Origin of the sequence: Streptomyces galbus (assembly GCF_005280195.1) — a bacterium.
Classification (GTDB): Bacteria; Actinomycetota; Actinomycetes; order Streptomycetales; family Streptomycetaceae; genus Streptomyces; species Streptomyces galbus.
The window spans coordinates 644,900-670,055 of the sequence record NZ_SZPR01000012.1 but is presented as its reverse complement, the minus strand read 5'-3'; the positions used below and the strand labels follow the sequence as shown (position 1 = coordinate 670,055).

At 73.6% G+C, this 25,156-nt stretch carries 23 protein-coding genes; 10 read left to right on the top strand and 13 right to left on the bottom strand.

All coding sequences use genetic code 11. The features are described from left to right. Nucleotides 1–319: 319 nt before the first annotated feature. The gene (locus E4U92_RS16040; RefSeq protein WP_137301036.1) at nt 320–1,210 is read right to left on the bottom strand and encodes an SDR family oxidoreductase; all 891 of its coding nucleotides are present in this window, start codon (nt 1,208–1,210) and stop codon (nt 320–322) included. A 108-nt stretch (nt 1,211–1,318) separates the two neighbouring features. Then, entirely contained in the window at nt 1,319–1,978 is a 660-nt protein-coding gene (locus E4U92_RS16035; RefSeq protein WP_137301035.1) for a CBS domain-containing protein, read from the bottom strand. A 208-nt stretch (nt 1,979–2,186) separates the two neighbouring features. Between E4U92_RS16035 and E4U92_RS16030 the strand changes: the two genes are divergently transcribed. Continuing rightward, nucleotides 2,187–2,612 (top strand): iron chaperone, encoded by a 426-nt coding sequence (locus E4U92_RS16030; protein ID WP_137301034.1) that lies wholly within the window; start codon nt 2,187–2,189, stop codon nt 2,610–2,612. A gap of 25 nt (nt 2,613–2,637) precedes the next feature. Here E4U92_RS16030 and E4U92_RS16025 read toward each other — a convergent pair whose 3' ends face one another. Then, nucleotides 2,638–5,100 (bottom strand): SpoIIE family protein phosphatase, encoded by a 2,463-nt coding sequence (locus E4U92_RS16025; protein ID WP_137301033.1) that lies wholly within the window; start codon nt 5,098–5,100, stop codon nt 2,638–2,640. A 223-nt stretch (nt 5,101–5,323) separates the two neighbouring features. Here E4U92_RS16025 and E4U92_RS16020 point away from each other — a divergent pair, with 223 nt between their 5' ends. Together E4U92_RS16020 and E4U92_RS16015 are read left to right on the top strand one after the other, a co-directional pair. Next, the gene (locus E4U92_RS16020) at nt 5,324–7,390 is read left to right on the top strand and encodes a SpoIIE family protein phosphatase (RefSeq protein WP_137301032.1); all 2,067 of its coding nucleotides are present in this window, start codon (nt 5,324–5,326) and stop codon (nt 7,388–7,390) included. Between the two features lie 177 nt (nt 7,391–7,567). Continuing rightward, complete coding sequence (locus tag E4U92_RS16015) at nt 7,568–8,776, top strand: spore photoproduct lyase family protein (RefSeq protein WP_137301031.1); 1,209 nt, start codon at nt 7,568–7,570, stop codon at nt 8,774–8,776. A gap of 34 nt (nt 8,777–8,810) precedes the next feature. Here E4U92_RS16015 and E4U92_RS16010 read toward each other — a convergent pair whose 3' ends face one another. Further along, the gene (locus tag E4U92_RS16010; RefSeq protein WP_137301030.1) at nt 8,811–9,017 is read right to left on the bottom strand and encodes a hypothetical protein; all 207 of its coding nucleotides are present in this window, start codon (nt 9,015–9,017) and stop codon (nt 8,811–8,813) included. A gap of 125 nt (nt 9,018–9,142) precedes the next feature. On the opposite strand from E4U92_RS16010, the gene E4U92_RS16005 reads away from it, so the two are divergent. Both E4U92_RS16005 and ctaD read left to right on the top strand, forming a co-directional pair. Next, a complete protein-coding gene (locus E4U92_RS16005) occupies nt 9,143–9,910 on the top strand; it encodes a catalase family protein (protein WP_137301029.1) in 768 nt (255 codons plus the stop codon). An 85-nt stretch (nt 9,911–9,995) separates the two neighbouring features. After that, entirely contained in the window at nt 9,996–11,714 is a 1,719-nt protein-coding gene (ctaD, locus tag E4U92_RS16000; RefSeq protein WP_137301028.1) for an aa3-type cytochrome oxidase subunit I, read from the top strand. Between the two features lie 97 nt (nt 11,715–11,811). Here ctaD and E4U92_RS15995 read toward each other — a convergent pair whose 3' ends face one another. Beyond that, the gene (locus E4U92_RS15995; protein WP_137301146.1) at nt 11,812–12,753 is read right to left on the bottom strand and encodes a Rieske (2Fe-2S) protein; all 942 of its coding nucleotides are present in this window, start codon (nt 12,751–12,753) and stop codon (nt 11,812–11,814) included. Nucleotides 12,754–12,894: 141 nt separating this feature from the next. Between E4U92_RS15995 and E4U92_RS15990 the strand changes: the two genes are divergently transcribed. Then, complete coding sequence (locus E4U92_RS15990) at nt 12,895–14,151, top strand: cytochrome P450 (protein WP_137301027.1); 1,257 nt, start codon at nt 12,895–12,897, stop codon at nt 14,149–14,151. Here E4U92_RS15990 and E4U92_RS15985 read toward each other — a convergent pair. The 4 genes from E4U92_RS15985 to E4U92_RS15970 all read right to left on the bottom strand — a co-directional run bounded on the left by E4U92_RS15985 (nt 14,114) and on the right by E4U92_RS15970 (nt 17,355). Then, complete coding sequence (locus E4U92_RS15985) at nt 14,114–14,989, bottom strand: cytochrome c oxidase assembly protein (RefSeq protein ID WP_137301026.1); 876 nt, start codon at nt 14,987–14,989, stop codon at nt 14,114–14,116. The two genes, E4U92_RS15990 and E4U92_RS15985, sit on opposite strands and share 38 nt — an antisense overlap. Next, nucleotides 14,986–15,387, bottom strand: coding sequence for a DUF2243 domain-containing protein (locus E4U92_RS15980; protein WP_137301145.1), 402 nt, complete (start codon nt 15,385–15,387; stop codon nt 14,986–14,988). The genes E4U92_RS15985 and E4U92_RS15980 overlap by 4 nt, the downstream gene beginning before the upstream one ends. 166 nt (nt 15,388–15,553) lie before the next feature. After that, nucleotides 15,554–16,144 carry a hemerythrin domain-containing protein gene (locus E4U92_RS15975; RefSeq protein WP_137301025.1) on the bottom strand — a complete coding sequence of 197 codons (591 nt, stop codon included), beginning with the start codon at nt 16,142–16,144 and terminating at the stop codon, nt 15,554–15,556. 11 nt (nt 16,145–16,155) lie between these two features. After that, entirely contained in the window at nt 16,156–17,355 is a 1,200-nt protein-coding gene (locus E4U92_RS15970) for a hypothetical protein (RefSeq protein ID WP_137301024.1), read from the bottom strand. A gap of 338 nt (nt 17,356–17,693) precedes the next feature. Here E4U92_RS15970 and E4U92_RS15965 point away from each other — a divergent pair, with 338 nt between their 5' ends. Continuing rightward, nucleotides 17,694–18,044, top strand: coding sequence for an STAS domain-containing protein (locus tag E4U92_RS15965; protein WP_137301023.1), 351 nt, complete (start codon nt 17,694–17,696; stop codon nt 18,042–18,044). 48 nt (nt 18,045–18,092) lie between these two features. Here E4U92_RS15965 and E4U92_RS15960 read toward each other — a convergent pair whose 3' ends face one another. After that, nucleotides 18,093–19,289: a cytochrome P450 family protein gene (locus tag E4U92_RS15960; protein ID WP_137301022.1), complete on the bottom strand. Its 1,197-nt coding sequence runs from the start codon at nt 19,287–19,289 to the stop codon at nt 18,093–18,095. Nucleotides 19,290–19,707: 418 nt separating this feature from the next. Here E4U92_RS15960 and E4U92_RS15955 point away from each other — a divergent pair, with 418 nt between their 5' ends. Continuing rightward, complete coding sequence (locus tag E4U92_RS15955; protein ID WP_229862090.1) at nt 19,708–20,850, top strand: peptidoglycan recognition protein family protein; 1,143 nt, start codon at nt 19,708–19,710, stop codon at nt 20,848–20,850. 14 nt (nt 20,851–20,864) lie between these two features. Continuing rightward, entirely contained in the window at nt 20,865–21,389 is a 525-nt protein-coding gene (locus E4U92_RS36255) for a hypothetical protein (protein ID WP_174863875.1), read from the top strand. Nucleotides 21,390–21,413: 24 nt separating this feature from the next. Here the strand turns inward: E4U92_RS36255 and E4U92_RS15945 are convergent, their stop codons facing one another. The 3 genes from E4U92_RS15945 to E4U92_RS15935 form a co-directional block, all read right to left on the bottom strand. Further along, nucleotides 21,414–22,214: an SDR family NAD(P)-dependent oxidoreductase gene (locus E4U92_RS15945; RefSeq protein WP_137301020.1), complete on the bottom strand. Its 801-nt coding sequence runs from the start codon at nt 22,212–22,214 to the stop codon at nt 21,414–21,416. A gap of 58 nt (nt 22,215–22,272) precedes the next feature. After that, the gene (locus E4U92_RS15940) at nt 22,273–23,931 is read right to left on the bottom strand and encodes a catalase (protein WP_137301019.1); all 1,659 of its coding nucleotides are present in this window, start codon (nt 23,929–23,931) and stop codon (nt 22,273–22,275) included. 161 nt (nt 23,932–24,092) lie between these two features. After that, nucleotides 24,093–24,458, bottom strand: coding sequence for an STAS domain-containing protein (locus tag E4U92_RS15935; RefSeq protein WP_229862088.1), 366 nt, complete (start codon nt 24,456–24,458; stop codon nt 24,093–24,095). 224 nt (nt 24,459–24,682) lie between these two features. Between E4U92_RS15935 and E4U92_RS15930 the strand changes: the two genes are divergently transcribed. Then, nucleotides 24,683–25,102, top strand: a complete 420-nt coding sequence (locus E4U92_RS15930) for an ATP-binding protein (protein WP_229862086.1) — start codon at nt 24,683–24,685, stop codon at nt 25,100–25,102. The last annotated feature ends 54 nt before the right edge of the window (nt 25,103–25,156 follow it).

Genomic DNA, 25,156 nt, shown 5'->3' with positions numbered 1-25,156 from the left:
TCGAGTGGGGTCGGGGCCGGGACAGAAGCGGGGTGGGCGGGACGGGCGTTGAGGTGTCGTTGGGCACGACCATCCACCGCTGTCGGAAGGACCACCACGATGCGACGTACCGCTCTGCTCGCCCTCTGCGCCCTCATCTCCGCCGGGGCGACCGGCTTCTTCGCCACCAGCGCGCTGCGCAACCGCTGAGACGGCCGTCCGCCGCCCGTCCGCCGACCACCGCTCGCCGGCTGCTGTCCGGTCGGCCGGCGAGGGGTGGCGGGGCGGGGGCGGCGGGCCGTCCGCGGGGAGTGCCGGTGTACGGCACGGGGTGCCGGTGCTACGGCAGGGGGGTGCCGCCGGTCGCGTTGAGGACCTCGGCCGTGACGAAGCTCGCCTCCTGCGAGGCGAGGTAGACGTAGGCGGGGGCCAGTTCGGCCGGCTGGGCCGGACGTCCGAGGGGGCTCTGCTTGCCGAACTCGGACGTGTCGGGCATGGTCGCCGGGATCAGGGGCGTCCACACGGGGCCGGGGGCCACGGCGTTGACGCGGATGCCGCGCTCGGCGACCATCTGGGCCATGCCCTGGGTGAAGGTCACGATCGCGCCCTTGGTCATCGCGTAGTCCAGCAGGTGCGGGCTGGGCTTGTACGCCTGCACCGACGTGGTGTTGATGACGCTGCCGCCCTCGGGGATGTGCGGCAGGGCGAACTTGGTGAGCCAGAACATGCCGTACAGGTTGGTCCGCAGGACGCGGTCGAACTGCTCGGTGGTGATGGCCTCGATGCCGTCCGGCTGGGACATCTGGTAGGCCGCGTTGTTCACCAGGACGTCGATGTGCCCGAACTCCTCGACCGCCCGGTCGATCAGGGCACGGCAGTTGGCCTCCTCGCGGATGTCGCAGGAGACGGCGACGGCCTTGCGTCCCGCCTCCTGCACCAGGCGGGTCGTCTCGCGGGCGTCCTCCGCCTCCTCGTCGAGGTGGGTGAACAGGACGTCGGCGCCCTCCCGGGCGAAGGCGAGCGCGACGGCGCGGCCGATGCCGGAGTCGCCGCCGGTGATGACCGTCTTGCGGCCCTCCAGCCGGCCGGAGCCGCGGTAGGAGTCCTCACCGTGGTCCGGCGGCGGGTCCATGGGCCCGGTCCAGCCCGGATGCGGCTGCTCCTGGGAGGCGAAGTCCGGCTGGGGGTGCTGTGTCGTCGGGTCCTGCTGAGCGTGCTGCTCGTCGCCCACGTCGGCCTCCTGGTCTGATCGTGCGGTGTTCGGCTCGACGGGTTCCCTGATCGCCCCGGTCGAAAGCCCCCTTCACCCACGTGGACCGCACCGGCCGCCGTGGAGCGCTCAGGGGCGCACCTCGCCGTCCGTCTCCGGGTCCGGCACCGGGCGGAACTCCACGGCCACCACGCCGTCGACGGCCCCGCACAGTTCCTCCAGCTCGGCCACCGACACCCCCGGGGAGAGGCGGCCGCTGAGGACCACCTGGCCGTTCGTGACGTCCACCTGCACGGCCGAGGGCGCCTCGCCGAGCGTCTTGACCAGCACCTCCTCGACGATCTCGGTGCGGATGGCTTGGTCGGTGCGCAGGAAGATGCGCAGCAGGTCGCTGCGGCTGACCACGCCGATCAGCCGCTGCTCCTCGTCGACGACGAGCAGCCGCTTCACGCCGTGCCGGGCCATGACCCGGGCGGCGTCGACGACGCTCCAGTCCTCGTACGCGCAGACCGGCGGGGAGGTCATCAGGCCGGCGGCGTCGACGGCCGACATCTTCGCGGGTGGCGGTGCGCCGCCGGCACCGGTCACGGCCGCCTCCTGCCGGCCCCACATCTTGTGCAGCAGGTCGGCCTCCGAGACGACGCCCACGGGGCGGTCCGCCGCGTCCACCACCGGCACCGCCGTGATGTCGTACTCCAGCAGCAGGTGGGCGATCTCCTTGAACGGCGTACCGGCCTGGACCCGGACGACCGCGCTGCTCATCACGTCGCGCACCGTCTGGTGGTTCATCACGGGGCTGCCTCTCTGCTCACCGGCCACGACCGGTCGGCCGCGCACACCGCCGCCCTCGTCCTCACAACGAACGAGCACCCGGGAAGTGCGCCCGCCGCCGCCCGTCCGGCCGACCCGTCAGTTTCGGAGAAGCCGGCGCCCGCCGTCGCCCCCTACGCTCGGGGCAACCCCATCGGGGGACGGTCCGGCGAGCGGGAGACGTGCGATGGGTGAGACGGGGTTCACGGCCGAGGAGCGCGCCGCCCTGAAGGAGCGGGCACGGGAGACGAGGGGGGCGCGCCGTGGGGCCGGGAAGGCGGACGCGGAGAAGGAGGTGCTGGCGAAGATCGCCGAGATGGAGGACGGCGACCGTGCGCTGGCCGAGCGGGTGCACGCCCTGGTCACCGGTGCCGCGCCGCAGCTCGCCCCGAAGCTCTGGTACGGGATGCCGGCGTACGCCAGGGACGGCAAGGTGGTCTGTTTCTTCCAGTGCTCGGCGAAGTTCAAGGCCCGCTACTCCACGCTCGGCTTCAACGACGCGGCCCGGCTCGACGACGGCGCGATGTGGCCGACCGCGTTCGCGCTGACCGCCGACCTGACCCCCGAGGACGAGGCGCTCGTCTCCGAACTGGTGCGGCGGGCGGCGGGCTGACGACGACCGGCCCGCGGGGCGCCGTTCACGGGATCTCCTGCTCGGCCCAGATGACTTTGCCGGTGGCGGTGTAGCGCGCCCCCCAGCGGTGGGCGAGCTGGGCCACCAGGAACAGGCCCCGGCCGCCCTCGTCCGTGGAGCGGGCGTGCCGCAGGCGGGGTGCGGTGCTGCTCGCGTCGGAGACCTCGCACGTCAGGCGGGAGTCGCGCAACAGCCGTAGCCGCACGGGGGGTTCGGCGTAGCGGATGGCGTTGGTGACCAGTTCGCTGACGATGAGCTCGGTGGTCATGACCAGGTCGTCGAGGCCCCAGTCCGCCACCTGGCGGGTCGCGAGGGCGCGCATCTCGGCGACGGCGGCCGGGTCGGCGGGCACGTCCCAGGACACGACCTGGTCGGCGCCCAGCACGTGGGTGCGGGCGAGCAGCAGGGCGACGTCGTCGGGCTGCGGCTCGGGCAGCAGCCGCCGTACCGCGGACGTGCACAGGGTCCGCAGGTCGGGCTCCGGGCGGGACAGGGCCTCGGCGAGGCGGGCCATGCCGTGCTCCATGTCGCGGTCGCCGCCCTCGACCAGGCCGTCGGTGTACAGGCCGAGCAGGCTGTTCTCGGCCAGTTCGATCGTGGCGGCCTCGAAGGCCATGCCGCCCAGGCCCAGCGGGGGGCCCGCGGGGGGCTCGGGGAAGGAGACCTGTCCGTCGGGGGCGACCACGACCGGCGGCGGGTGGCCGGCGCGGGCCATGGTGCAGGACCCGCTGACGGGGTCGTAGACGGCGTAGAGGCAGGTGGCGCCGAGGAAGGCGGCGGTGCTCTGCCGGGCCGCCTCGTCGTCGGTCATCTCCTCGCTCAGCCGGAGCACCAGGTCGTCGAGGTGGGCGAGCAGTTCGTCGGGGGGCAGTTCCATGTCGGCGAGGGTCTGCACCGCGGTGCGCAGCCGGCCCATGGTGGCCGCCGCCGTGATGCCGTGGCCGACGACGTCCCCGACGACCAGGCCGACGCGCGCCCCGGACAGCGGGATCACGTCGAACCAGTCGCCGCCGACGCCGCCGCGGGGGTCGGCCGGGAGGTAGGAGGAGGCCACCTCCAGGGCGGTGCCGCCCTGGAGGGCCTGCGGCAGGAGGCTGCGCTGGAGGGTGACGGCCGCGGTGTGCTCGCGGGTGTAGCGGCGGGCGTTGTCGACGCACAGCGCGGCCCGGGCCACCACCTCCCGGGCCGGCAGGACGTCGTCGGGCTGGAAGGAGACGGGGTTGAGCGACCGCATGAAGGTGGTCAGGCCGAGGACGGTGTTGCGGGCGCGCATCGGCACGCAGATCAGCGAGTGCAGCCCGAACGCCCGCAGCCGCTCCGCGCGTTCGGGCTGTTCGGTGACCCAGAGCTCGTCGGCGGGGTCGAGGACCGGCAGGAGGACCGGCTCGCCGTCGATGAGCAGCCGCGCGTCGTGCGGCGGCGGGAGGAAGTCCACCGTCTCCCCGAGTCGCGCCACGGCCTCCGGGCAGCCCTCGCGGATCGAGCGCAGGCCGGCCCGGCGCATCACGGGCCGGGTGGGTGCCGGGCCGGCGTCGGTCAGCCACGTCCCGTGCCCCTCGGTGCTCAGGACGTGTTCCAGGAGGTCCACGACGACGAAGTCGGCGAAGCGGGGCACCGCGAAGTCGGCCAGCTCCTGGGCGGTGCGCATCACGTCCAGGGTGGTGCCGACGCGGGTCCCGGCCTCGTTGACGAGGGACAGCAACTGGCGGGCGTTCCACCGCTCGGTGACGTCCAGGACCATGTAGCAGACGCCGGTGACGGTGTCGTCGGCGTCGACGAGCGGGAAGAACGACGTCGAATAGGCGTGCCGCCGGTGCGGGTCGGCCCAGCTCCAGCCGCCGTACTCGTAGTCGGTGACCGGTGCGCCCGTCTCCAGGACCTTGCGCATCAGGCCCTCCAGGGTCTCGGCCTGGAGGCCGGGCAGCAGGTCGCTGAGCCGCCGGCCCAGCCGCTGCTCGCGGGGCACGCCGCCGAGGCGTTCGAGGGTGTCGTTGAGCCAGACGAAGCGCAGGTCCCGGTCGACGACGGCCATGCCGACCGGGGAGCGGGTCAGGAACCCGTCCAGGAAGGACCGGTCCATCGTCCAGCGCTCGCGCCGCTCCCGCGCCGAGAGCAGGAAGCACTCCGCGCCGCCCACGCCGAACGAGGCCGAGACACGCAGGTCGACGTCGAGCCGGCGGCCGTCGCGGTGGCGCAGGGCGGCCGAGCCGCTCCAGCCCATGCCGGCCCGGCACCGCTCGGCGACGCCCGCGGCGCGCAGCGGGTCCGCGGGCGGGTCGAGCAGGTGCGCGGCGGGCCGGCCGACGACCTCGGCGGCCGGGCGGCCGAGGAGTGCCTCGGCCGCCCGGCTCCAGCCCAGCACGACGCCGGCCGTGTCCACCACGGCCGCCGCGTCGCTGGACGCGTCGAAGAACTCGTGCGGTCCGGCGGACGCCGGCGGGTCGCAGCCTTGTCGCGGAGCATCCATGGGCGCCGTCCCTCGCAGGACTGGTACAGGACCATGTTGCTGCCTGGCCGTCCGATCCGCACGGTTCGCCCCGCTCCCGCCCCCTTCCCGCCGTTCGCCTGGTCCCTGACTGGGCAGGGCGCGGCGGCGGGGGCAGCATGGAAGGACCGGCGGTCGGCCCCGGCCCGCGCGCGGCGCGACGGACGCGGGCGGCACGGGCCCGAGCCGGTGCGGGAGGTCGTCCATGGCAGCCGAATCCTTCGAGTACGGCGACGGCCCCGGCGGCCTCGCCGCGTCCCGGCCGACGGGGCTGCTGGACGTCCTCAGCGTCGCGGCGGTCGTGCTGGACAGCGAGGGGCGGATCGTCTTCTGGACCCCGCAGGCGGAGGAGCTGTTCGGCTACACCGCCCAGGAGGCGCTGGGCACGTACGCGGCCCGGCTGTTCGTCCACCCCGAGCACCTGCAGTCGGTGGTGAGCCTGTTCGCGGAGGTGCTGGAGACCGGCCGGAGCTGGGCCGGGACGTTCCCCGTCCGGCACAAGGACGGCAGCACCCGGCTGACGGAGTTCCGCAACATGCGGCTGCAGGACGACCTCGGGGACATGTACGCGCTGGGCATCGCCGCCGACCACGCGCTGCTCCAGCGCGTGGAGACCGACCTGGCCCTGTGCGAGCGGCTGATCAACCAGTCCCCCATCGGGCTGGCCCTGCTGGACCCGGACCTGCGCTACCTGCTGGTCAACCCGGCGCTGGAACGCATCGACGGCATCCCCGCCGAGGACCACGTCGGCCGTCACCTGAGGGAGACGCTGCGGTTCCCCGACATCGACACGATCGAGTCCGCGCTGCGCCAGGTGATCACCACCGGCACCCCGCTGCTCGACCAGTACCACGTGGGCCGGCCGGCCGCCGATCCCGACCAGGAGCGGGCCTGGTCGCTGTCGTTCTACCGGCTGGAGGACCCCGGGGGCCGGGTGCTGGGCGCGGCCGCGTCGGTGGTGGACGTCACCGAGCGGCACCGGGCGGCGGCCGAGGCGGACCGGGCGCGGCGCCGGCTGGCCCTCATCGCGGACGCCTCCACACGGGTGGGCACCACGCTGGAGGTCGACCGGACCGCGCACGAGCTGGCCGAGATCGCCGCCGCCGAGCTCGCCGACGTGGTCGCCGTGGACATCCTCGACTCGGCCCTGGCGTGCCGCACCTCCCGCCGGCCGGACAACGGTCCGGAGCTGTTCCGGGCGCTCGCCCTGACGGCGGCCCACCCGACGGTCGCGCTGGAAGCCGCCGACGCGCCCGGCGACCTGGCCGCCTACGACGGGGACCGGCTCGTGACGCTGTGCGTGCACACGGGCCGGCCGGTACTGGTCCGGCACGTCGGCGACCGGGACCTGGCCCGCATCGCCCGCGACGAGGAGGCGTCCGGGCTGCTCGCCCGGGCGGGCGTGCACTCCTACCTGGCGGTGCCGCTGATCGCGCACGGCGAGGTGCTGGGCGCCCTGGACCTGAAGCGCACCCGCAATCCCCTGCCGTTCGACCAGGACGACGTGGTGCTGGCCGGTGAGCTGGCCAGCCGGGCCGCCGTCGCCATCGACAACGCCCGCTGGTTCCAGAGCGTCCGCAACACCGCGCTCACCCTGCAGCGCAGCCTGCTGCCCGAGCACGCCCAGCACCGGACCGGCCTGGAACTGGCCTCCCGCTACCAGCCCGCGCAGGCCACCAGCGAGGTCGGTGGCGACTGGTACGACGTCATCCCGCTCACCGGCGACAAGACCGCGCTGGTCGTCGGCGACGTGATGGGCAACGGCATCGACGCCGCCGCCACGATGGGCAGGCTGCGCACCGCCACCTGCGCCTACGCCGACCTCGACCTCGAACCGGGCGCCGTCCTGGAGCACCTGGACCACATCACCTGCGACCTGGAGCACTACATCGTCACGTGCCTGTACGCGGTGTACGACCCGCACACCCGGCGGTGCTGCATCGCCAACGCCGGCCACATGCCGCCCGCGCTGGTCGGCCCCGGCCGCCCGCCCAGGCTGCTGCGGCTGCCGCCCGGGGCGCCGCTGGGGGTGGGCGGTGTGGGCTTCGAGGCGACGACGGTGGAACTGGAACGCGACGACCTGCTGGTCCTGTACACCGACGGCCTCGTGGAGACCCGGCAGCACTCGATCGACGACCGGCTGGACGTCATGCTGAGCTTCCTCGACGAACCGCGGCGGCCGCTGGAGGAGACGTGCGACCTGCTGCTGTACGGTCTGCGGCACCCGGACGACCACGACGACGTGGCGCTGCTCGTCGCGCGGGCCCTGTAGCAAGATCCGGGTGCGGCGGGAGGTTCCTGGACGAAATCCGCACCGTGCGGGTTTCCGGGCGCCGGCGGGTACGGTGGAGGAAATCGCACCGGGTCGGCGCCCCGCGCCGGTGACCGGGCGCGCACCCCGCCGGGCCGGACGGCCGCGGCCCCTCGCACACCCCTCGACGGAGCAGACATGCCGCACCCCTCCGCGGGGCCGGACAGCGGATCCGACGCCCTGTTCGACCTGGACGCCCTCGGGAACCCCGTCCCGGACGACAGCGGCGCCGGCCGGTCCCCGCAGCCAGCGGCCACGGACGGCACCCTGTTCCGGGACAGCGCCACGGCCCGCCGTCTGCTGCCCGTGCGGACCGTCTACGCCGAGCCGGCGGCCGCCGCGTCGCCGCGCGGCCGCGCGGTCCTCGCCCGCTTCCCGCAGGCGGAGGTCGTCGAGGTCGACTCGCACTGGCGCATCCCGGGGCTGTACGGCAACGAGGGCAACCTCGAGCGCTGGGTGCGCGTCAAGGGCGAGACGCTGGTGCTGGGCGAGCGCAAGTCCCTGGCCACGCGGCCCAACGGCCGCTCCGCGGACTGGATCGCCCCCGGCCCCTCCAACGGGTGCGCCCTCGCCTGCGCGTACTGCTACGTGCCGCGCCGCAAGGGCTACGCCAACCCGATCACCGTGTTCACCAACATCGACCGGATCATCGGGCACCTGGGCCGGCACCTCGCGCGCCTGGGACCCAAGCCCGAGCCGAACCAGTGCGACCCGGCGGCCTGGGTGTACGACATCGGCGAGAACGGCGACTGCTCGGTGGACGCCCTGATCTGCGACAACACCGCGGACCTCGTCCGGGCCTTCCGGCGGTGGCCCACCGCCAAGGCGTCCTTCGCCACCAAGTTCGTCAACCCCGACCTGCTCGCGCTGGACCCGCGCGGCCGCACCCGCATCCGCTTCTCCCTGATGCCGCCGCAGGACTCCCGCCTGCTCGACCTGCGCACCTCCCCCGTGGACGAGCGGATCGCCGCCGCGGCCGACTTCCTGGACGCCGGGTACGAGGTGCACTTCAACCTCTCCCCCGTCGTGCTGCGCCCCGGCTGGGAGGAGGACTGGGCCGAGCTGCTGCGCCGGCTCGACGACGTGCTCCCCGAGCGGGTCAAGCGGCAGGCGGCCGCCGAGGTCATCATGCTGACGCACAACCGGGAGCTGCACGAGGTCAACCTGGGCTGGCACCCGCGCGCCGAGGAGCTGCTGTGGCAGCCGGACCTCCAGCAGGGCAAGCGCTCGGAGAACGGCGCCCTGAACGTCCGCTACCGCAACCAGGTCAAGGCCGACGCCGTGCGCCGCGTGCGCGAGCTGGTCGCGGCCCACGCCCCGTGGCTGCGCATCCGGTACGCCTTCTGACGCGCCCGTGACCGGGGCCCGGGCCCACGGGGGCTCAGCGGTTCCAGGACTCCGGGCCGCCGCCCCGCCACTCGATCCACTCGGCGTCGGCGACGTCGCGCGGCTCCACGTCCTCCAGGCCGGCCGAGCGCAGGAATTCGACGACGTCGAGCGTCGTGTAGGCCATGCCGACGAAGTGCTCGCCGACCCGGACACGACGGCCGCCGTCGGCTGCGGGGGGATGCACGACCACCTGAGGCATGACGCCCACCCTCGCCCGGGCCGCGGCCCCACGCACGCGGGGCTCACCCGGACGGGTCGGCGGGCCCGGCGGGTGAGCGGCGGCGGGGAGGGTACCCCGGTCGCACGGTCGACGAGAGGGACACCATGAGCCGTGCGATCCGTCACGAGCACCTGCGCCGGCAGGGGCGGCCGCGGCGTCCGACGGGCGCCTGGGCGGCGGGCGCGGCCGCGGCCGGGTTCCGGGCGCTGGCCCGCCGGCGCGGCGGCCCCGCACTGCACCCGCACGGGCTGACCTGCACCGCCGACCTGGAGGTCGTCGCCGACGGAGGCGGGCCCTGGGGCGTGCGGTGGCTGGACTCCCCGGCGCGGTACGCCGCGACGGCGCGTCTGTCCCGGGCCGGCGGCCTGCCGGTACGGCTCCCGGACGGGCTCGGGCTGGCCGTGCGGGTCCAAGAGGGTGACGCCCTGGACGAGCCGGTGGACCTGCTGCTGACCAGCTGCGGCCGCGGCCGCCTCACCCGTCACCTGCCGCTCCCGCGCGCCGACGCGCTCGGCGGGCCCTACGGCAGCCTGCTGGCCTACAGGATCGGCGACCGCTTCGGCCTCCTGGCCGCCGTCCCCCGCCGCACCGGCCGCAGTGCGGGTGCGGCGCACGGCGACCCGGAGAGCCTGCGGGCGGCACTGCGACACGCTCCGCTGGTCTTCGACCTCCGCGCGCAGACACCGCGCGGCGCGTGGCGGACGTTCGCCGTGCTGACCGTACGCACGGCGCTCCCGCTGGGGCGGACGCAGAGCCTCGGCTTCGACCCGTACGAGCACAGCGCGCCCGGGTTCGCACCGGGCCCTGCGCTCGCCGCGGTCCGCCACGCCGCCTACCGTGGCTCCCGGGCGGGCCGGTCCCGGTCCACGTGACCCACCGGATCGCGGCGCGGGAGGACTGACATGCCCGGTACGGGATACGCACGGGCCACCACTGCCGCGCCGCGTGAGGACACCGATGGCCACACACACTGAACCGGTCGCCCCGGTACCGGCGGCCGCGCGCCCCGGGGGCAGCCCGGGCCGCATCGTCATCAGCTGGCTGACCACCACCGACCACAAGAAGATCGGGCACCTCTACCTGATCACGTCGTTCTCCTTCTTCCTGGTCGGCGGGCTGCTCGCCATGGCGATCAGGGCCGAACTCGCCCGGCCCGGGCTGCAGTTCCTGTCCCAGGAGCAGTACAACCAGGCGTTCACCATGCACGGCACGATCATGCTGCTGCTGTTCGCGACACCGACGTTCGCGGGGTTCGCCAACGCGGTCATGCCGTTGCAGATCGGCTCCCCGGACGTCGCCTTCCCGCGGCTGAACATGTTCTCGTACTGGCTGTTCCTGTTCGGCGGCCTGATCGTGCTGGCCAGTTTCCTCACCCCGCAGGGCGCGGCCGACTTCGGCTGGACCGCGTACACCCCGCTCAGCGGCGGGGAGCGCACCGCGTACGTCGGCGGTGACCTGTGGATCATGGGGCTGGCGCTGGCGGGGTTCGGGACGATCCTCGGCGCCGTCAACTTCATCACCACGATCATCTGCATGCGCGCCCCCGGCATGACCATGTTCCGCATGCCGATCTTCACCTGGAACGTGCTGCTCACGTCGGTCCTGGTGCTGCTCGCGTTCCCGGTGCTGGCCGCCGCCCTGTTCGCGCTGGAGGCCGACCGCAAGTTCGGCGCGCACGTCTTCGACCCCGAGAACGGCGGCGCGCTCCTGTGGCAGCACCTGTTCTGGTTCTTCGGGCACCCCGAGGTGTACATCCTGGCCCTGCCGTTCTTCGGGGTGATCACCGAGATCATCCCGGTGTTCTCCCGCAAGCCGATCTTCGGCTACATGGGCCTGGTCGGCGCCACCATCACCATCACGGGGCTGTCCGTCATGGTGTGGGCCCACCACATGTTCGCCACGCAGGCCGTGCTGCTGCCGTTCTTCTCCCTGCTGAGCTTCCTGATCGCGGTGCCGACGGGGGTGAAGTTCTTCAACTGGATCGGCACCATGTGGAAGGGGTCCGTGTCCTTCGAACCGCCCATGCTGTGGGCGTCCGGGTTCCTCGTCACGTTCCTGTTCGGCGGGCTGACCGGGGTGCTGCTGGCGTCCCCGCCGATGGACTTCCACGTCACCGACAGCTACTTCGTCGTCGCCCACTTCCACTACGTGCTGTTCGGCACCATCGTCTTCGCCATGTTCGGCGGCTTCAGCTTCTGGTGGCCCAAGATGACCGGCACCATGCTGGACCCGCGCCTGGAGAAGGTCCACTTCTGGACGCTGTTCGTGGGCTTCCACACGACGTTCCTCGTGCAGCACTGGCTGGGCGCCGAGGGCATGCCGCGCCGGTACGCCGACTACCTGGCCGCCGACGGCTTCACCGCGCTCAACACGGTCTCCTCCATCGGCGCGTTCCTGCTGGGCCTGTCCACGCTGCCGTTCCTGTACAACGTCTGGAAGACCGCCCGGCACGGGGAGCGGATCGAGGTCGACGACCCGTGGGGGTACGGCCGTTCGCTGGAGTGGGCCACCTCCTGCCCGCCGCCCCGGCACAACTTCACGGCGCTGCCGCGCATCCGCTCCGAGTCGCCGGCCTTCGACCTGCACCACCCGGAGATCGCGGACGCCGAGTACGGGGAGCACGGCGGCCGTCGGGACGCGGTGGACGCCGAGGGGCACCGGGGCAAGCCGCGCTGAGCACCCGGCACCGACCGACGGCCGACGGCCGACGACGAGAGGGCCCTGGCGGGAGTGCCCGCCAGGGCCTTCGGCGCGTGGTCGTCAGGGGGTCAGGTCAGGAGGAGCGGCCGTGTGCGCGGTGCGCGCCGGTGCCGCGGCCCTTGAAGTGCGGCCGCCACCCGTCGGCCGACCGCGGGTCGTCGCGGCGCAGGCGGATCTCGACGTGCCCGTCGACCTCCCGGGTGTCGAAGGCCGGCTGCGGGGCGGTCGCCGGACCGCGGACGTTCCAGCCGTCGGAGAGGCGGAAGACGCTCCCGTGCCAGGGGCAGGTGACGCAGCCGTCGGCCACCGTGCCCTCGGCCAGCGGCCCGGCGAGGTGGCTGCACCGCTCGGCCAGCGCGTGGACGGCCCCGCCCGCCTCCCGCACCAGCAGGACGGGCACGTCGTCGACGAGGCGGCGTTCGGGGCGCCCCACGGGAAGGTCGGCCACGGCCGCGACCCGGTGCCAGCCCTCGCGCACGACGTGCGGGACCTCTTCGGCGTGGTTGGCGCCGGACGCCTGCCGGTAGGCCAGGTGACCGCCCAGCAGGCCGCCGAGCGACACCGCGGTCATGCCGAGGAAGCCGAGGGTGCGGCCCGCGGCGTCCCGTCCCCGCAGCCGGCAGGTGAGCGAGGCGGCGTACAGGCCGACGCCCGCGACGTTGGCCAGCGCGTGCACCAGACCCACGCGGGCCTGCTCCGGGCGCAGCTCCGCCCAGTCCACGGCGCCCGCAGCGGCGGCGGGGGCCGCGGCGGCGAGGCCGACGCCGACCAGCAGGGTCGCCTCGCGCGAGCGGCCGGGCCGCACGTCCAGGACGGCCGCCGACAGCCAGCTCCCGATGGGCACCTGCACCATCAGCGGGTGGACGGGGTGCCCGAGCCACCGGCCGTGGAGCAGGTCCCGGCCGGCGCCGAGCGGCAGCTTGTGGACGCCCGACCGCAGTGTGTCGATCAGCGGGTCGGCGCGCGGCTGCCGTTCCAGGCGGTCCAACAGCCACAGCATGCGGTTCTGCTTCATCCGGCGGCGACGTACCGATGCGCTCATGCGCCCCTGGGTTCCCCGCCCGCCCTGTACAAAACGGGCGCGGGTGGAGACGTGCGTCCGGTGGGCGCGGGGGTGCGGGTGTGTCCGGTGAGGCGAGGGGGGCACTCGGCGGGCATGCAGACTCCCCGCCGCCCCTGGGCGGATCACACGCTGCCCCTGCTCGCCGAGGGCTACGCCTGGTTGCCCAACCGCATGCGGGAGAGCCCGGACCAGGTGGTCCGCACCCGTCTCATGGGCCGTCCCGCGCTGGCCGTGCGCGGTCCCGAGGCGGTGCGGTTCTTCTACGACGAACGGCACGTGCGCCGGCACGGCGCCCTCCCGGAGCCGGTGCGGGGCACGCTCTTCGGCAAGGGCGCGGTGCACACGCTGGACGGGGACGCGCACCGGGCGCGCAAGTCGCTGTTCCTGCCCCTGCTGCAGGTGGAGCGGATCGCCGGGCTGGTGGAGGAGGTCACCGCGGCGTGGGACGAGGCGGTGACCTCCTGGACCGGGCGACCCGGCGTCGTCCTCTTCGACGAGGCGGCCGTGGTGCTCACCCGCGGCGTGTGCCGCTGGGCCGGGGTGCCGCTGCGCGACGACGAGGCGGAGCCGCTGGCCCGCGATCTGGTCGCGCTGGTCGACGGGTTCGCCACGGCCGGCCCGCGGCACTGGCGGGCCCGGCGCGCCCGCGGCCGGCAGGAGGCGCGGCTGGCCGCGCTGGTGGAGGACGTCCGCTCCGGCGCCGTGTCCGCTCGCGAGGACTCCGTGCTCGACCGGGTGGCCCGGCACCGCGAGGCATCGGGCGAGCTGCTCGAACCGGGGACGGCGGCCGTGGAGCTGCTCAACGTCATCCGGCCCACCGTCGCCGTGAGCTGGTTCGTCGCGTTCGCGGCGCACGCGCTGCACCGGTGGCCGCAGCACCGGGAGCGGCTGCGGGCCGGCGACACCGCGTACGCCGCCGCGTTCGTGCACGAGGTGCGGCGCTTCTACCCGTTCGCCCCGTTCCTCGGCGGCCTGGCCGTGACCGACCTGACCTGGAACGGCGCGCACCTGCCGAAGGGCGGGCTCGTCCTGCTGGACGTCTATGGGCAGAATCACGACGAGAAGCTGTGGGAAGACCCGTACACGTTCCGTCCGCAGCGGTTCCTGGAGCATCCGGTGGGGGCCGACGAGCTGATCCCGCAGGGCGGCGGCGACCCGCGCACCGGGCACCGCTGCCCCGGCGAGGGACTGACCATCGGGCTGCTGGAGGCCCTGGCGGTCCGCCTGGCCCGCCTGGAGTACACGGTGCCCGCCCAGGACCTCACCATCTCGCTGCGGCGCATCCCGACACGGCCCCGCAGCGGTTTCGCGGTCACCGGCGTCCGTACCCCGGTGCCCACGGGCGGCTGAGGCGGCCCGTCGCGCGCCCCCCGTCCGCCTCCGGGCAGGCGGGGGGCGTCCGGCGCGCCCGTCCGCGCACGGCGCCTCCGGCGCGTCGCAGGCGGCGGCCGGCTGCCGTGTACCAGCCCACGGCCAGCACCAGCGCGAGGGCGACCTCCACGGCGTCGCCGCCGTAGTACATGACCTGTGCTCCGGCCCGCAGGTCGGCGGCGGTGAAGGCGGTGCCGGGCGGGCCCGTGGCGTACAGGGTCTTGGCCAGCACCGCGTGGGCCGTCCCGGCGACGAGCAGGGTGGTCGCGCGCAGGGCCGTGCTCCGGCGCCGCCGTACCGGGTCGAGCTGGCAGATCGCGGCGCCGAACAGCAGGCCCGCGGCTGCCATGTGCAGGTGCAGGGCGCCGTCCAGCCAGGGGTGGTGGTGGGCGGCGGCCGCCAGACCCGTCCGGTACAGCACCCACAGGCTGCCGACGTCCACGGCGGCGGCGACCGGCGGGAGCAGCAGCCAGGCGGCCGGCGGGGAGTGCGCCACCCTGAGCAGGCCGCGTCGCAAGCCCCCCGGCGGCAGGAGCCGCAGCGTCAGGGTGAGCGGCCGTGCGACCACGAGCAGCGCAGGGCCCGCCATCCCGACGCACACGTGCCGCAGCGCGTGCCCGGTGAACGGCCCGCCCGGCAGCGCGCCGGACAGTCCCCAGGCGAGCACCGCGGCACCGGCTGTGAACGCGCAGTCCCGCGGCCACGGCCAGGCGTCGCCCCGGCGCCGCAGCCGGAGCGCGCCCGACAGGTACGCGGCGCACGCCAGGGCGCAGGCGAGGACCGCCGCCGGCCCGAAGGGCGCGTCGCCGGCGGTCACGGGAGCCGCTCGCCCCGCGCACCGGCCCGGCCGGCCCGGACGACCAGCACCGCGCCGACCAGCAGCAGGGCGAGTCCGGCGAGGTTCCACGCCCAGTCGTACGGTGTCACGTCGACGCCGTAGCGGATCTGGTGCACCCGCAGCACCTTGTGGTCGACGAGCCCGTCGAAGACCTGGAAGGCGCCCAGGCCGAGGAACAGGCCGCTCCACGCGTGGGCCGGCGACAGGGCGCGGCGCCGTCGCAGATCGGCGAACAGGAAGAACCCGGCGACCAGCGCGAGCAGTTCGGCGGTGTGCAGCAGCCCGTCCGACACCAGGCCCGCGGCGGTCGTGGAGCGGTCGTAGAAGTGGTGCCAGTGCAGGATCTGGTGGAAGACGATCTCGTCGACGGCCGCCATGACGGCGGCCCCCAGCAGGGCGCACACCAGCAGCGACCGTCGTGCGTCGGGGTGCTGCGGGTCCGCGTCCCGCTCGGGTGTGCCCACGGTCGACCTCTCCTGCGACGGGTGACGGGCTTGCTGCGCCGCGGGCCCGGGGTGGGTCCGGACCCGCGCGCGGGCGGCCTCAGCCGTTCTTCATGGCCTTGCGGACGGCGTCCTTGGTGCGGTCCATGAGGGCGGCGACGGGGCCGAGGGCCACGTTGGCGGCGGCGGACTCGACTCCGGGGTGGGGCCGGGTGGGGGCCATGGCCTCGGCGGCCTTCACCGCCTTGGCCATGGTGGCGAGGTTGGTGACGTCGGTGCTGCGCCGGATGTGCGTGAACTCGTAGCGCTCCTCCGCCCGGGCGTGCTCCTGCACGTCCGTGCGCAGCGCCCGCAGCTTCGGCAGGAACTCCGGGTCGTCGGTGTCCAGGTCGTCCAGCGCGGAGAGGGTCTCCTTGGCCGCCCGCTCCTCGGCGAGGCGGTCCTCGACGACCTGCTCCCCGCCCTCGAACGCGCGCCGGGCGAAGGGGTGGACGACCTCCTCCTCGGCGGTCTCGTGCACGGCGAGCAGCCGCACCAGGCGGTGGAAGGCGTCGCGGCGCTCGTCGCCCTTGCTCTGCTCGACCTCGTCGAAGAGGTTGCGGATGTCGCCGTGCTGGCGCATCAGCAGGCCCACGACGTCGAGATCCGGGGCGTGGTCGTCGCCGGCCTGGGGGGTGTGGAGTTCGGACATGGTCGGCGGCCTCACTTCTCGCGCATCGCGGGGTCGGGGTGCTCGCCCTCGGACTGCACGCGGTACTCGCGGCCGAACATCTCGTCGTGCTCGGCCATGACCCGGTCGCTGGGCGGTTCCTCGCCGCCGTGGATCTGCTCCTGCATCTTCTCGAACCGCTCGTGGGCCTCGCGGACGTAGCCGGCGCCCAGCGTGGTCAGGTCCATCTGGGTGTCCAGCAAGTGCCGCAGGTACTGCTTGTTGGGCTCGAAGGTGAGCACGTTCGGCAGCTCCGGCGCCAGGACCTCCTGCGGCTCGCGCCCGTCGTGACGGCGCATCAGGTCGCAGGCGATGTGCAGGTGCTCCAGCTCCATGTTCAGGTGCAGCTCCCAGATGGCCTTCACCTTCGGGTCGCTCTCCTGCTCCATGAAGGAGTAGTACAGGTAGCACTCGTTGTACTCGTGGTTGACGAGCTGCTCCCACCACGTCTCCCCCGGGTCCACCAGGGACTCGTAGTGGGTGACGTGTTCCTCCTCGATGAGCCCGATCTCCTGGTAGAGCTGGCGGGCGATCGGCTCCATGTACTGCGGGCCGACGTTCATGTAGAAGTTCATGGTCTGCTGCTCGGCCGACATGATGGTCAGCGCGTGCAGCTTGGACAGCGGGTTGGTCGTGTCCTTGTCGTACGGGTCGCGCACGTTGTCGACGGGGTCGCGGTGGTGGAACCGGGTCGGCCGGCCCGGCATGACCTCGGTGAGGTTGTCGACGATCGACTCCGCCTTGCGGTGCTCGATCATCTCGTAGAGGTTGGCGTACCGGTACAGGTGGTCGAAGTCCTCCAGCACGCCGAACTCGTACGCCTGTTTGAGGTAGGGGTCCGGCTCCATCCGGGCCACCCAGCCGGTCAGGTCCACCGCGACCTGCTCGTAGGCGATGGTGGTCTCCAGGACCGAGGAGACGCCCGGCAGCAGCCAGTTGACGACCTTCTGCTGCTGGGCCTCGATGTACCGGGTCCGGGCGAGCTGCCGCTTGACCTCGGGGTCCACGGTGTTCCGGGCGAGCTGGTGGCTGAACATGATGGCTTCGACCTCGATGCCGTTCATCGTGATGATGCGACATCGGGTGTACGGGTCACAGCGGTCCGGGTCGATCGGCGGGACGTTCAGCTCCCGCCAGCTGCGGAGCTGGCGGTCCAGCGGGATGCCCCGCTGCTCGAGGGGATTGAAGGTCATGGGCGGTGCCTCCTGGGGGGGGTGGTGGAACTCGCGCGTCCGCGGAGTACCCCGCCGAGGACGACGAGCACAGGTCCGACACCGCAGTCTGTGCCGCTACGGCGTTTCCCAGCCACCGCACAGGGCCGTGGGCGACAGGGTTCCCCCTGCTGACCCGCCCGGCGTGACAGTGCGCACGGCATATGGCATGACCGAAAGACGCCCGTGCCCCTCACCCTTCCGCGCCCCCGCGAACAGCCGTACGCACCGGGCGCGGACGATCCCGAGGACGTATGACGCATACCGGGCCGGGTACCCGTCGTCCAGGCGGGTGACCGCACATCTGATCGGAGGCCGCGATGCTGTCCCACTCACTCGACCGGGACGTCCTCGTTCTCACCGTGCACGACGACGTGGACGCCGACGGCCGGGGCACGCTCTACACGCGCATCAGCGACCTGGTCCAGGGGTGCAGGCCGTCCGCCGTCGTCATCGTCCTCGACGGGCAGAGCGCGCTGAGCGCGACCGTCGGCGTCGTCCTGCGCGTGCAGCGCCTGTGCTGCCGGCTGGGCATCCTCCTCTCCGTGGCCGCGGCCAGCGCACCCGTGCGGCGTCTGCTGGAGACGAACGCCGAGGCGTGCGGCATCCGTCTGGTGATCCACGCGCGCGCCGACACCGCCGTGGCGACCGCGTACACGGCGGCCGCCTGACGGCGTGACCGGCCTGCGGCGCCCCGCGCGGCCTCCGGCTACGCCCGGCTACGCGGCGAACCGTACGGGCAGGCTCTGCGGGCCGCGGATCATCAGCCCCTGCCGCCAGGTCAGCGCGGCCGGGTGGACGTCCAGGGCGAGGTCGGGACAGCGTTCGAGCAGGGTCCTGACGACGATGCGGGCTTCCAGCCGGGCGAGGGGCGCTCCCAGGCAGTAGTGGATGCCGTGCCCGAAGGCCAGGTGGCCGCGGGCGTCGCGGGAGATGTCGAAGCGGTCGGGCGCGGCGAAGCGCGTCGTGTCCCGGTTGGCGTCGGCCAGCGCGACCAGGACGAGTTCGCCCCCGCCGGGGATCTCGGTCCCGCCGATGGTGACGGGTTCGGTGGTGAAGCGGTAGGTGGGGGTCTCCAGGGGCCCTTCGTAGCGCAGCATCTCCTCGACGGCCCGCTCGGTCAGGTCCAGGTCGGCGCGCAGCGCGGCGAGTTGGTCGGGGTGGGTGAGCAGGGCCAGGACACCGTTGGCGATGAGGTTGACCGTGGTCTCGTGCCCGGCCACCAGCAACAGCCAGGCCATGCCGACCAGTTCGTCCTCCGACAGGCCGTCCGGGTCATCGCGCGAGCCCTTGATCAGGGCGCTCATCAGGTCCTCGCCCGGGTGGCGGCCCTTCTCCTCCACCAGCTCCCGCATGTACTGGGCCATCGCCTCGGCGGCGGTCCTGCGCACCTCACGGTCGGTGGCGCTGAGCGCGTCGTTCGACCAGGCGCGGAACGGTGCCCGGTCCAGGTCGGGCACCCCGAGGAGGTCGCAGATCACGGTGATGGGCAGCGGGAAGGCCAGCGCCTCCACGAGGTCGGCCCGCCCGTCGGGCGCGGCGAGCATGCGGTCCAGGAGCAGGTCGGTGGTCTTCTGGACGCGCGGGGCGAGGTCGTCGACGCGGCGCGGGGTGAACTCGCGCGCGACGGCCTTGCGCAGGCGCGTGTGGTCCGGCGGGTCGGCCCGGAGCATGTGCCGGCCCGCCGAGACCGCGCCCAGTCCCAGGCGCGGGGACGCCGAGTCCCAGTCCTTGGACAGCCGCGGGTCGGTGAGCGCCGCGCGTCCGGCCTCGTGGCCCACGACGAGCCAGGCCTCGGTGCCTCCCTCGGGCATCCGGATCCGGTGCACGGGGCCGCGGGCCCGTAAGCGGGCGTAGACGGGGAACGGGTCGCGGGTGAAGGACTCACCGAGCGCGGCGAGATCGACGATGCTCATGCGCGGAATCACCTCTCGGGCGGGAATCTCCGCCCATGGTGCCTTTGTCGCGGCGCCGGTCCCGCTCGAACGGCGCACATCGGCCGACTCGGGACGAGGAGTTGGCCGATCAGCACCCTGCCCGGCGGACGACCGCGGTGCACGACCGGTCTCCGTACGCCCGGTCCGGCCCGCCGCACCGGTCGCACCACCGGCCTCCCCGCCCGGCCCCGCGCACCGGTGGCAGTACCGGCCTCCGTCCGCCGGGAGCGGCCCGCGCACCGGCTCCGGTGCTCCGTCCGGCCGAGCCCCGCTCCCCCCTTCGAGGCACGCGGCGGGGCCTCCCCCTGCCGACCCGGGCCGATGATCCGACGATCGTCAAGCAGCAGCCGTACCTGCCGCCCGGCGCCACGGCGTTCCTCGACGGGAGAGTCCATACGTGAAGTGGGTACAGATGGCCGCCGCGGCCGTCACCGGGGTGTTCGCCCTGCACGGAGCGCCCGGGCCGACGGTGCCGTCCGACGGCCCCCGCCCCGTCGCCGCGCACAGCCAGACGCGCGCGGTGCCCGTGGCCCCCGGTGAGCGCGACGCCTCCGTGAGCCTCTCCGAGACACGGCCCTTCAGCCTGCTCGGCGTGACCTGGGACGACCCGCGGGCCCGGCTCACCGGCACGGCCGAGTTCCGTACCCGCAGCGCCGTCTCGGGCCAGTGGTCGGGCTGGTCGCCGCTCGACGCGGACGACGGCCCCGGGGACGCCTCGGCCCGCCGCGGCGGTACGTCGGCGGTGTGGGCCGGGCCGTCCGACGGCGCCGAGGTCCGCATCGCGGCCGGCTCCGGCCCGACGGCCGCACTGCCCGCCGGACTGCGGCTGGACCTGATCGACCCCGGCCGGGACACGCCGGTCACCCCGGCCGCCGGCAGCCCGGCGCAGCCCGCCGGGGGCGGCACGGGGACGCTGGGCGCCGGGCGGCCGGCCATCACCTCACGGGCCGGATGGGGCGCGGACGAGTCGATCAGCCCGGCGGCGCCGCAGTACCTCCCGGGCGGCAAGGTCAAGGCCGTCGTGGTGCACCACACCGCCGGCAGCAACGCCTACTCCTGCGCCGAGGCACCCGCCGTCGTACGGGGCATCTACGCCTACCACGTGCAGCAGTTGGGCTGGCGGGACATCGGCTACAACTTCCTGGTCGACAAGTGCGGCACCCTCTACGAGGGCCGCAAGGGCGGTGTCGACAGGCCGGTGCTCGGCGCCCACGCGTACGGCTTCAACACCGAGACGTCCGGGATCGCGGTGCTCGGGACTTACACCACGGCCGCGCCGGGCGAGGCCGTGACGTCGGCGGTGGCCCGCCTCGCCGCCTGGAAGCTCGGCCAGTACGCCGTCAGCCCCACCGGCACCACGACCCTCACCGCGGGCGCCGACGGCACCAACTACTTCGGCAGGGCGTGGACCCTGGGCACCCGGATCAGCCTGCCGACCATCCACGGCCACCGCGACGGCTACAACACCCAGTGCCCCGGTGACGCGCTGTACGCCGAGCTCACCCACATCCGCACCCTGGCGGCACAGGCGGCGGGCTGACCCCCCGCCCTCAGGTGCTGCTGCCGCACGACGACGAACTCCCGCAGGACGAGGAACTGCTCCCGCACGACGACGAGCCGCTGCCGCACGACGAGATGCTCCCGCAGGACGACGGGGCGGAGCCGCACGAGGAGTGGTGCGAGGAGTCGTGCCCGTGGTGCCCGTGGTGGGACGAGTGGGAGGGCGAGCCGTGCCCGGACGTCTCCGCCACGTACCAGGACGTCGCGAGGATCGCCCCCGTGTCCCCGTCGGCCCCCGACCCCGCCGAGCCCGCCACCCGCGTGCCGTCCGACGGCCAGGTCCGCCCGCCGCGGCGGGCGCTCCCGGCGCCCGCCGGCCCTCCGGGCCGGGCGCGCTTCTTCCAGGCCCGCCGCCAGGACCTGCGCGCCGGCCACATGAGCCCGACGACGGCCGGCAGCACCAGGACCGCTCCCAGCAGTACGAGCGTGAGCACCATGACGTCTCCCCCTTCGCGCCGGGCGTCCGCACCGGCTGCTCCGAGGGTGCCCACCCCGGCTCCCGCCCCAAGCCCCTCTTGAGCAAGCCCAGAGGTTCAGGCGTCCTCAGGCGTCGTCGCCGCTCCCGGTCCCCGGCTCCGCCTGCTTGCGGTGCATCGCCGCCTTGGCGCTGTCCGGGAGGACCCGGCCGGCCAGACCCTGGGCCTTCGTCTTCAGGGAGCCCGTGACGATCTTCTTGCGGCCCTTCATGACGGCGTCGAACGCCTGCCGCGCCACCTGGGCCGGGTCGTCCTTCTCCATGGTCCCGATCTTGGTGTCCTCGTCCATGCCGGCCCGGCGGAAGAAGTCGGTGTCGGTGGGCCCCGGCATGAAGGACGTCACGGCGACGCCGGTGTCCTTCAGCTCGTTCTGCAGGGCCTCGGCGAAGGACTGCACGAAGGACTTGGAGGCGTTGTAGACGGGCTGGAAGGGGCCCGGCATGGTGGAGGCGATCGACGAGGTGAACACCAGGTGCCCCGCGTCGCGGGCGACCATCTCGCGCAGCAGCGGCTTGGCGAGCCGGACCGTGGCGGTCACGTTCAGGTCGATGACCGACTGGTCGTCGGCGAGGTCGGTGTCCACGAAGGCGCCGCCCTGGCCGACCCCGGCGTTCAGCGCGGCCACGTCGAGCCGCAGCCCGGTGGTGGCGGCGACGAGCCGGTCCACCTCGGCGGGGTCCCGCAGGTCCGCCCGTACGGCACGCACGGCGACGCCCGTCTCGCGCAGTCGCTCGGCGGCGAGCTCGAGACGGGCGTCCTCGGCGTTGATCACCAGGTCGTAGCCGTGCTCCGCGAACTGCCTGGCCAGTTCGTACCCGATTCCGCTGGATGCCCCGGTCACCAGGGCGAGGGGCTTGGTGTCGTCCATGGGACCGGGGTAACCACGAGGGGCGGGCCCAACCGCCCGGTGGCGCGGCGCGCGGACCTCACCGCGTGACGACGTGCCGTTCGTCGGGGACGCAGTGGGTCATCGTCAGGCCCTCCACGTCACGCGGCGGGTTCTCGCCCAGGTTGGCGAGCCGCTTGCGGTCGTCCTCGGAGAGGTCCTGGCTGGCCAGCGGCTCCAGGTGGGCGACGTCGGCGGGGGCGATGCCCAGGCCGTCGCCGACCCTGCGGCCCAGGTCGTTCTCGACCAGCAGGAAGTGCCAGACCATGCGCTCCTGCACGGGCCGGTCGCACTGGGACAGCATGGCCGTGAGGTTCTTGACCAGGTCGTCGCGCTCCCAGTCCTCCATCAGCAGGTAGCGCTGGCCGGCCTGGAGGTAGTCGTTGGTCAGCGGGATCCGCTTGCGGGTCAGCCGGCCCCGGATCTCCGGGCCCTGCTCGTCGTGCGTGGGGTACTGGGCCTCACGCAGCCCGCCGGTGATCGACGGCTCGTAGTTGACGATCGGGTTCTCGCCGCCGCCGTCGACGTGGTAGGTCATCTGGCCGTCGCGCTGGTTGGTGCGCACCTCGGAGTTCTTGGCCTGGTTGACGGGGAGCTGGAGGTAGTTGGGGCCGACCCGGTAGCGCTGGGTGTCGCTGTAGGAGAAGGTGCGGCCGACCAGCATCTTGTCGTCGGAGAAGTCCAGTCCGTCGACGAGGACGCCGGTGCCGAAGGAGATCTGCTCGTTCTCGGCGAAGAAGTTCTCCGGCATCCGGTCGAGCACCATCCGGCCCACGGCCTTGGGCGGGAAGTCCTGCTCGGGCCAGGTCTTGGTGTCGTCCAGCGGGTCGAAGTCCAGCTCCGGGTGCTCGCCGTCGTCCATCATCTGCACGAGCAGTTCCCACTCCGGGAAGTCGCCGCGCGCCACGGCCTCGTACAGGTCCTTCGTGGCGTGGCCGAGGGAGTCGGCCTGCACGTTCGCGGCGTCCTCCTCGGTCATGCTGCGCACGCCCTGCTTGGGCATCCAGTGGTACTTCACCAGCTTGGTCTCGCCCTGCTGATTGACCCACTTGTACGTGTTGACGCCGAAGCCCTGCATGTGGCGGTAGTCGGCGGGGATGCCGCGCGGGCTGAACAGGTTGACCAGCATGTGCATCGACTCGGGCGTCTGCGACATGAAGTCGAAGATGCGCCGGGGCTGCTGCTCGAAGGTCACCGGGTCGGGCTTGAGGGCGTGGATGACGTCCGGGAACTTGATCGCGTCCCGGATGAAGAAGACGCCCAGGTTGTTGCCGACCAGGTCCCAGTTGCCGTCCTCGGTGTAGAACTTCACCGCGAAGCCGCGGGGGTCGCGGGCGGCCTCGGAGGAGTCCCGGCCGCCGATCACGGTGGAGAAGCGGACGGCCAGGTCGGTGCGCTTGCCGCGCTCCTGGAAGAGCTTGGCGCGGGTGTAGCGGTCGATGGGCTCGTCGCCCCAGGCGCCGTACGCCTCGAAGTAGCCGTACGCGGTGACGCCGCGGGCGTGGACCACCCGCTCGGGGATGCGCTCGCGGTCGAAGTGGCTGATCTTCTCCAGGAACTGGTAGTTCTCCAGGGTGGCGGGGCCCCGGGCGCCGACGGTGCGCTGGTTCTGGTTGTCGTAGACGGGGTGTCCCTGCCGGTTGGTGAGCACCTTGCGGTCGTCGCCGTGGGCGGGACCCTGGCTAGATACGTCCGTCATGAGTGCGGACTCCTTCGGCTCGTCCCCACGGGCGCGGGGTGCGGGGCCACTGGGGCAGTGGCCGCCGCCTGGTCACAGCGGGAGTCACGGGTACCCGTTCGCCGCGCGCGAGTCACCTCGATCGGCATATTCCACGCGATCGGCGGGCGGTACGGGACCCGTCACGCCTCCAGCGCCTCGCTCACCGTGCGGTAGCTGGGGATGACGCTGTCCAGGCCGACGAGCTGCATGGTCCGCAGGACCGCCTCGGTGGGGGCGGCCAGGCGCAGCCAGCCCTGGGCACCGCGGGCCGCCTGGTCGGCGCCGATGAGGAGGTTGATGCCGGTGGAGTCCATGAACGTGACGCCGCTGAGGTCGACCACGGTCCTGGGGGCCGTCGCCTCCCGGGGCACCGCCAGGGCCTGCGCCAGGGGTGCGCAGCTCGTGAGGTCGATCTCCCCGTGGGCGGCGACGATCAGCACGCCGTCACGGCTCCGGCGGGAGACGGCCAGACCGTTCGCGTCTGACCCTTGGTGGTTGTCTGCCACACTTTCCTCGTCAACGACACTCGGTGAATCTCCGGCCAGTACGTGCCGGTCGTAAGACTGCCCGCATCGTAGAGGAGATGCACCTGAGTGGCCCCGCCATGTGCGCGGGACGTGACGGGAAACGTGCCAGGGACGTCGGCGGCAGGGAACGGGGTGACGAGGCGGTGGGGATGGAGCCGGTTCTGCTCGGAGGGGACAGGGCCCCGGAACCCGGTCCGCCGCGGATGACGGCCGCCCTCGAACCGGGCGGCGGACGCATCGCCCACGCCCGGCACCTCACGGCCGAGTTCCTCGACCGCGTGCGCGACGAGCACGGCGTGCCGGTGTCCCCGCGCGCCTCGCAGACCGCGGTGCTGGTGGTCAGCGAGCTGGTCACCAACGCGCACAAGTACGCGCCCGGACCCGTCCTGCTGGACCTGCGGGTCACCGGTGACGCGGTGGACGTTGCGGTGTGGGACAGCGACCCGGTGCTCCCGGTGGCCCGCGACGCCGACCCCGGCCGGGTGGGCCAGCACGGGCTGGAGATCGTACGGGCCGTCGCCGACGCCTTCGACGCACGGCGCGAAGGAGCCGGCAAGCGGGTCGTCGCCCGTGTCCGCCTGGTCGAGGACGCCGACGGGGGCGGGAACGGCGGCGCGCCCTGACGGGATGCGGCGCGCCCTGACGGGAGGCGACGAGCCCTCACGGTCGCACAGGAC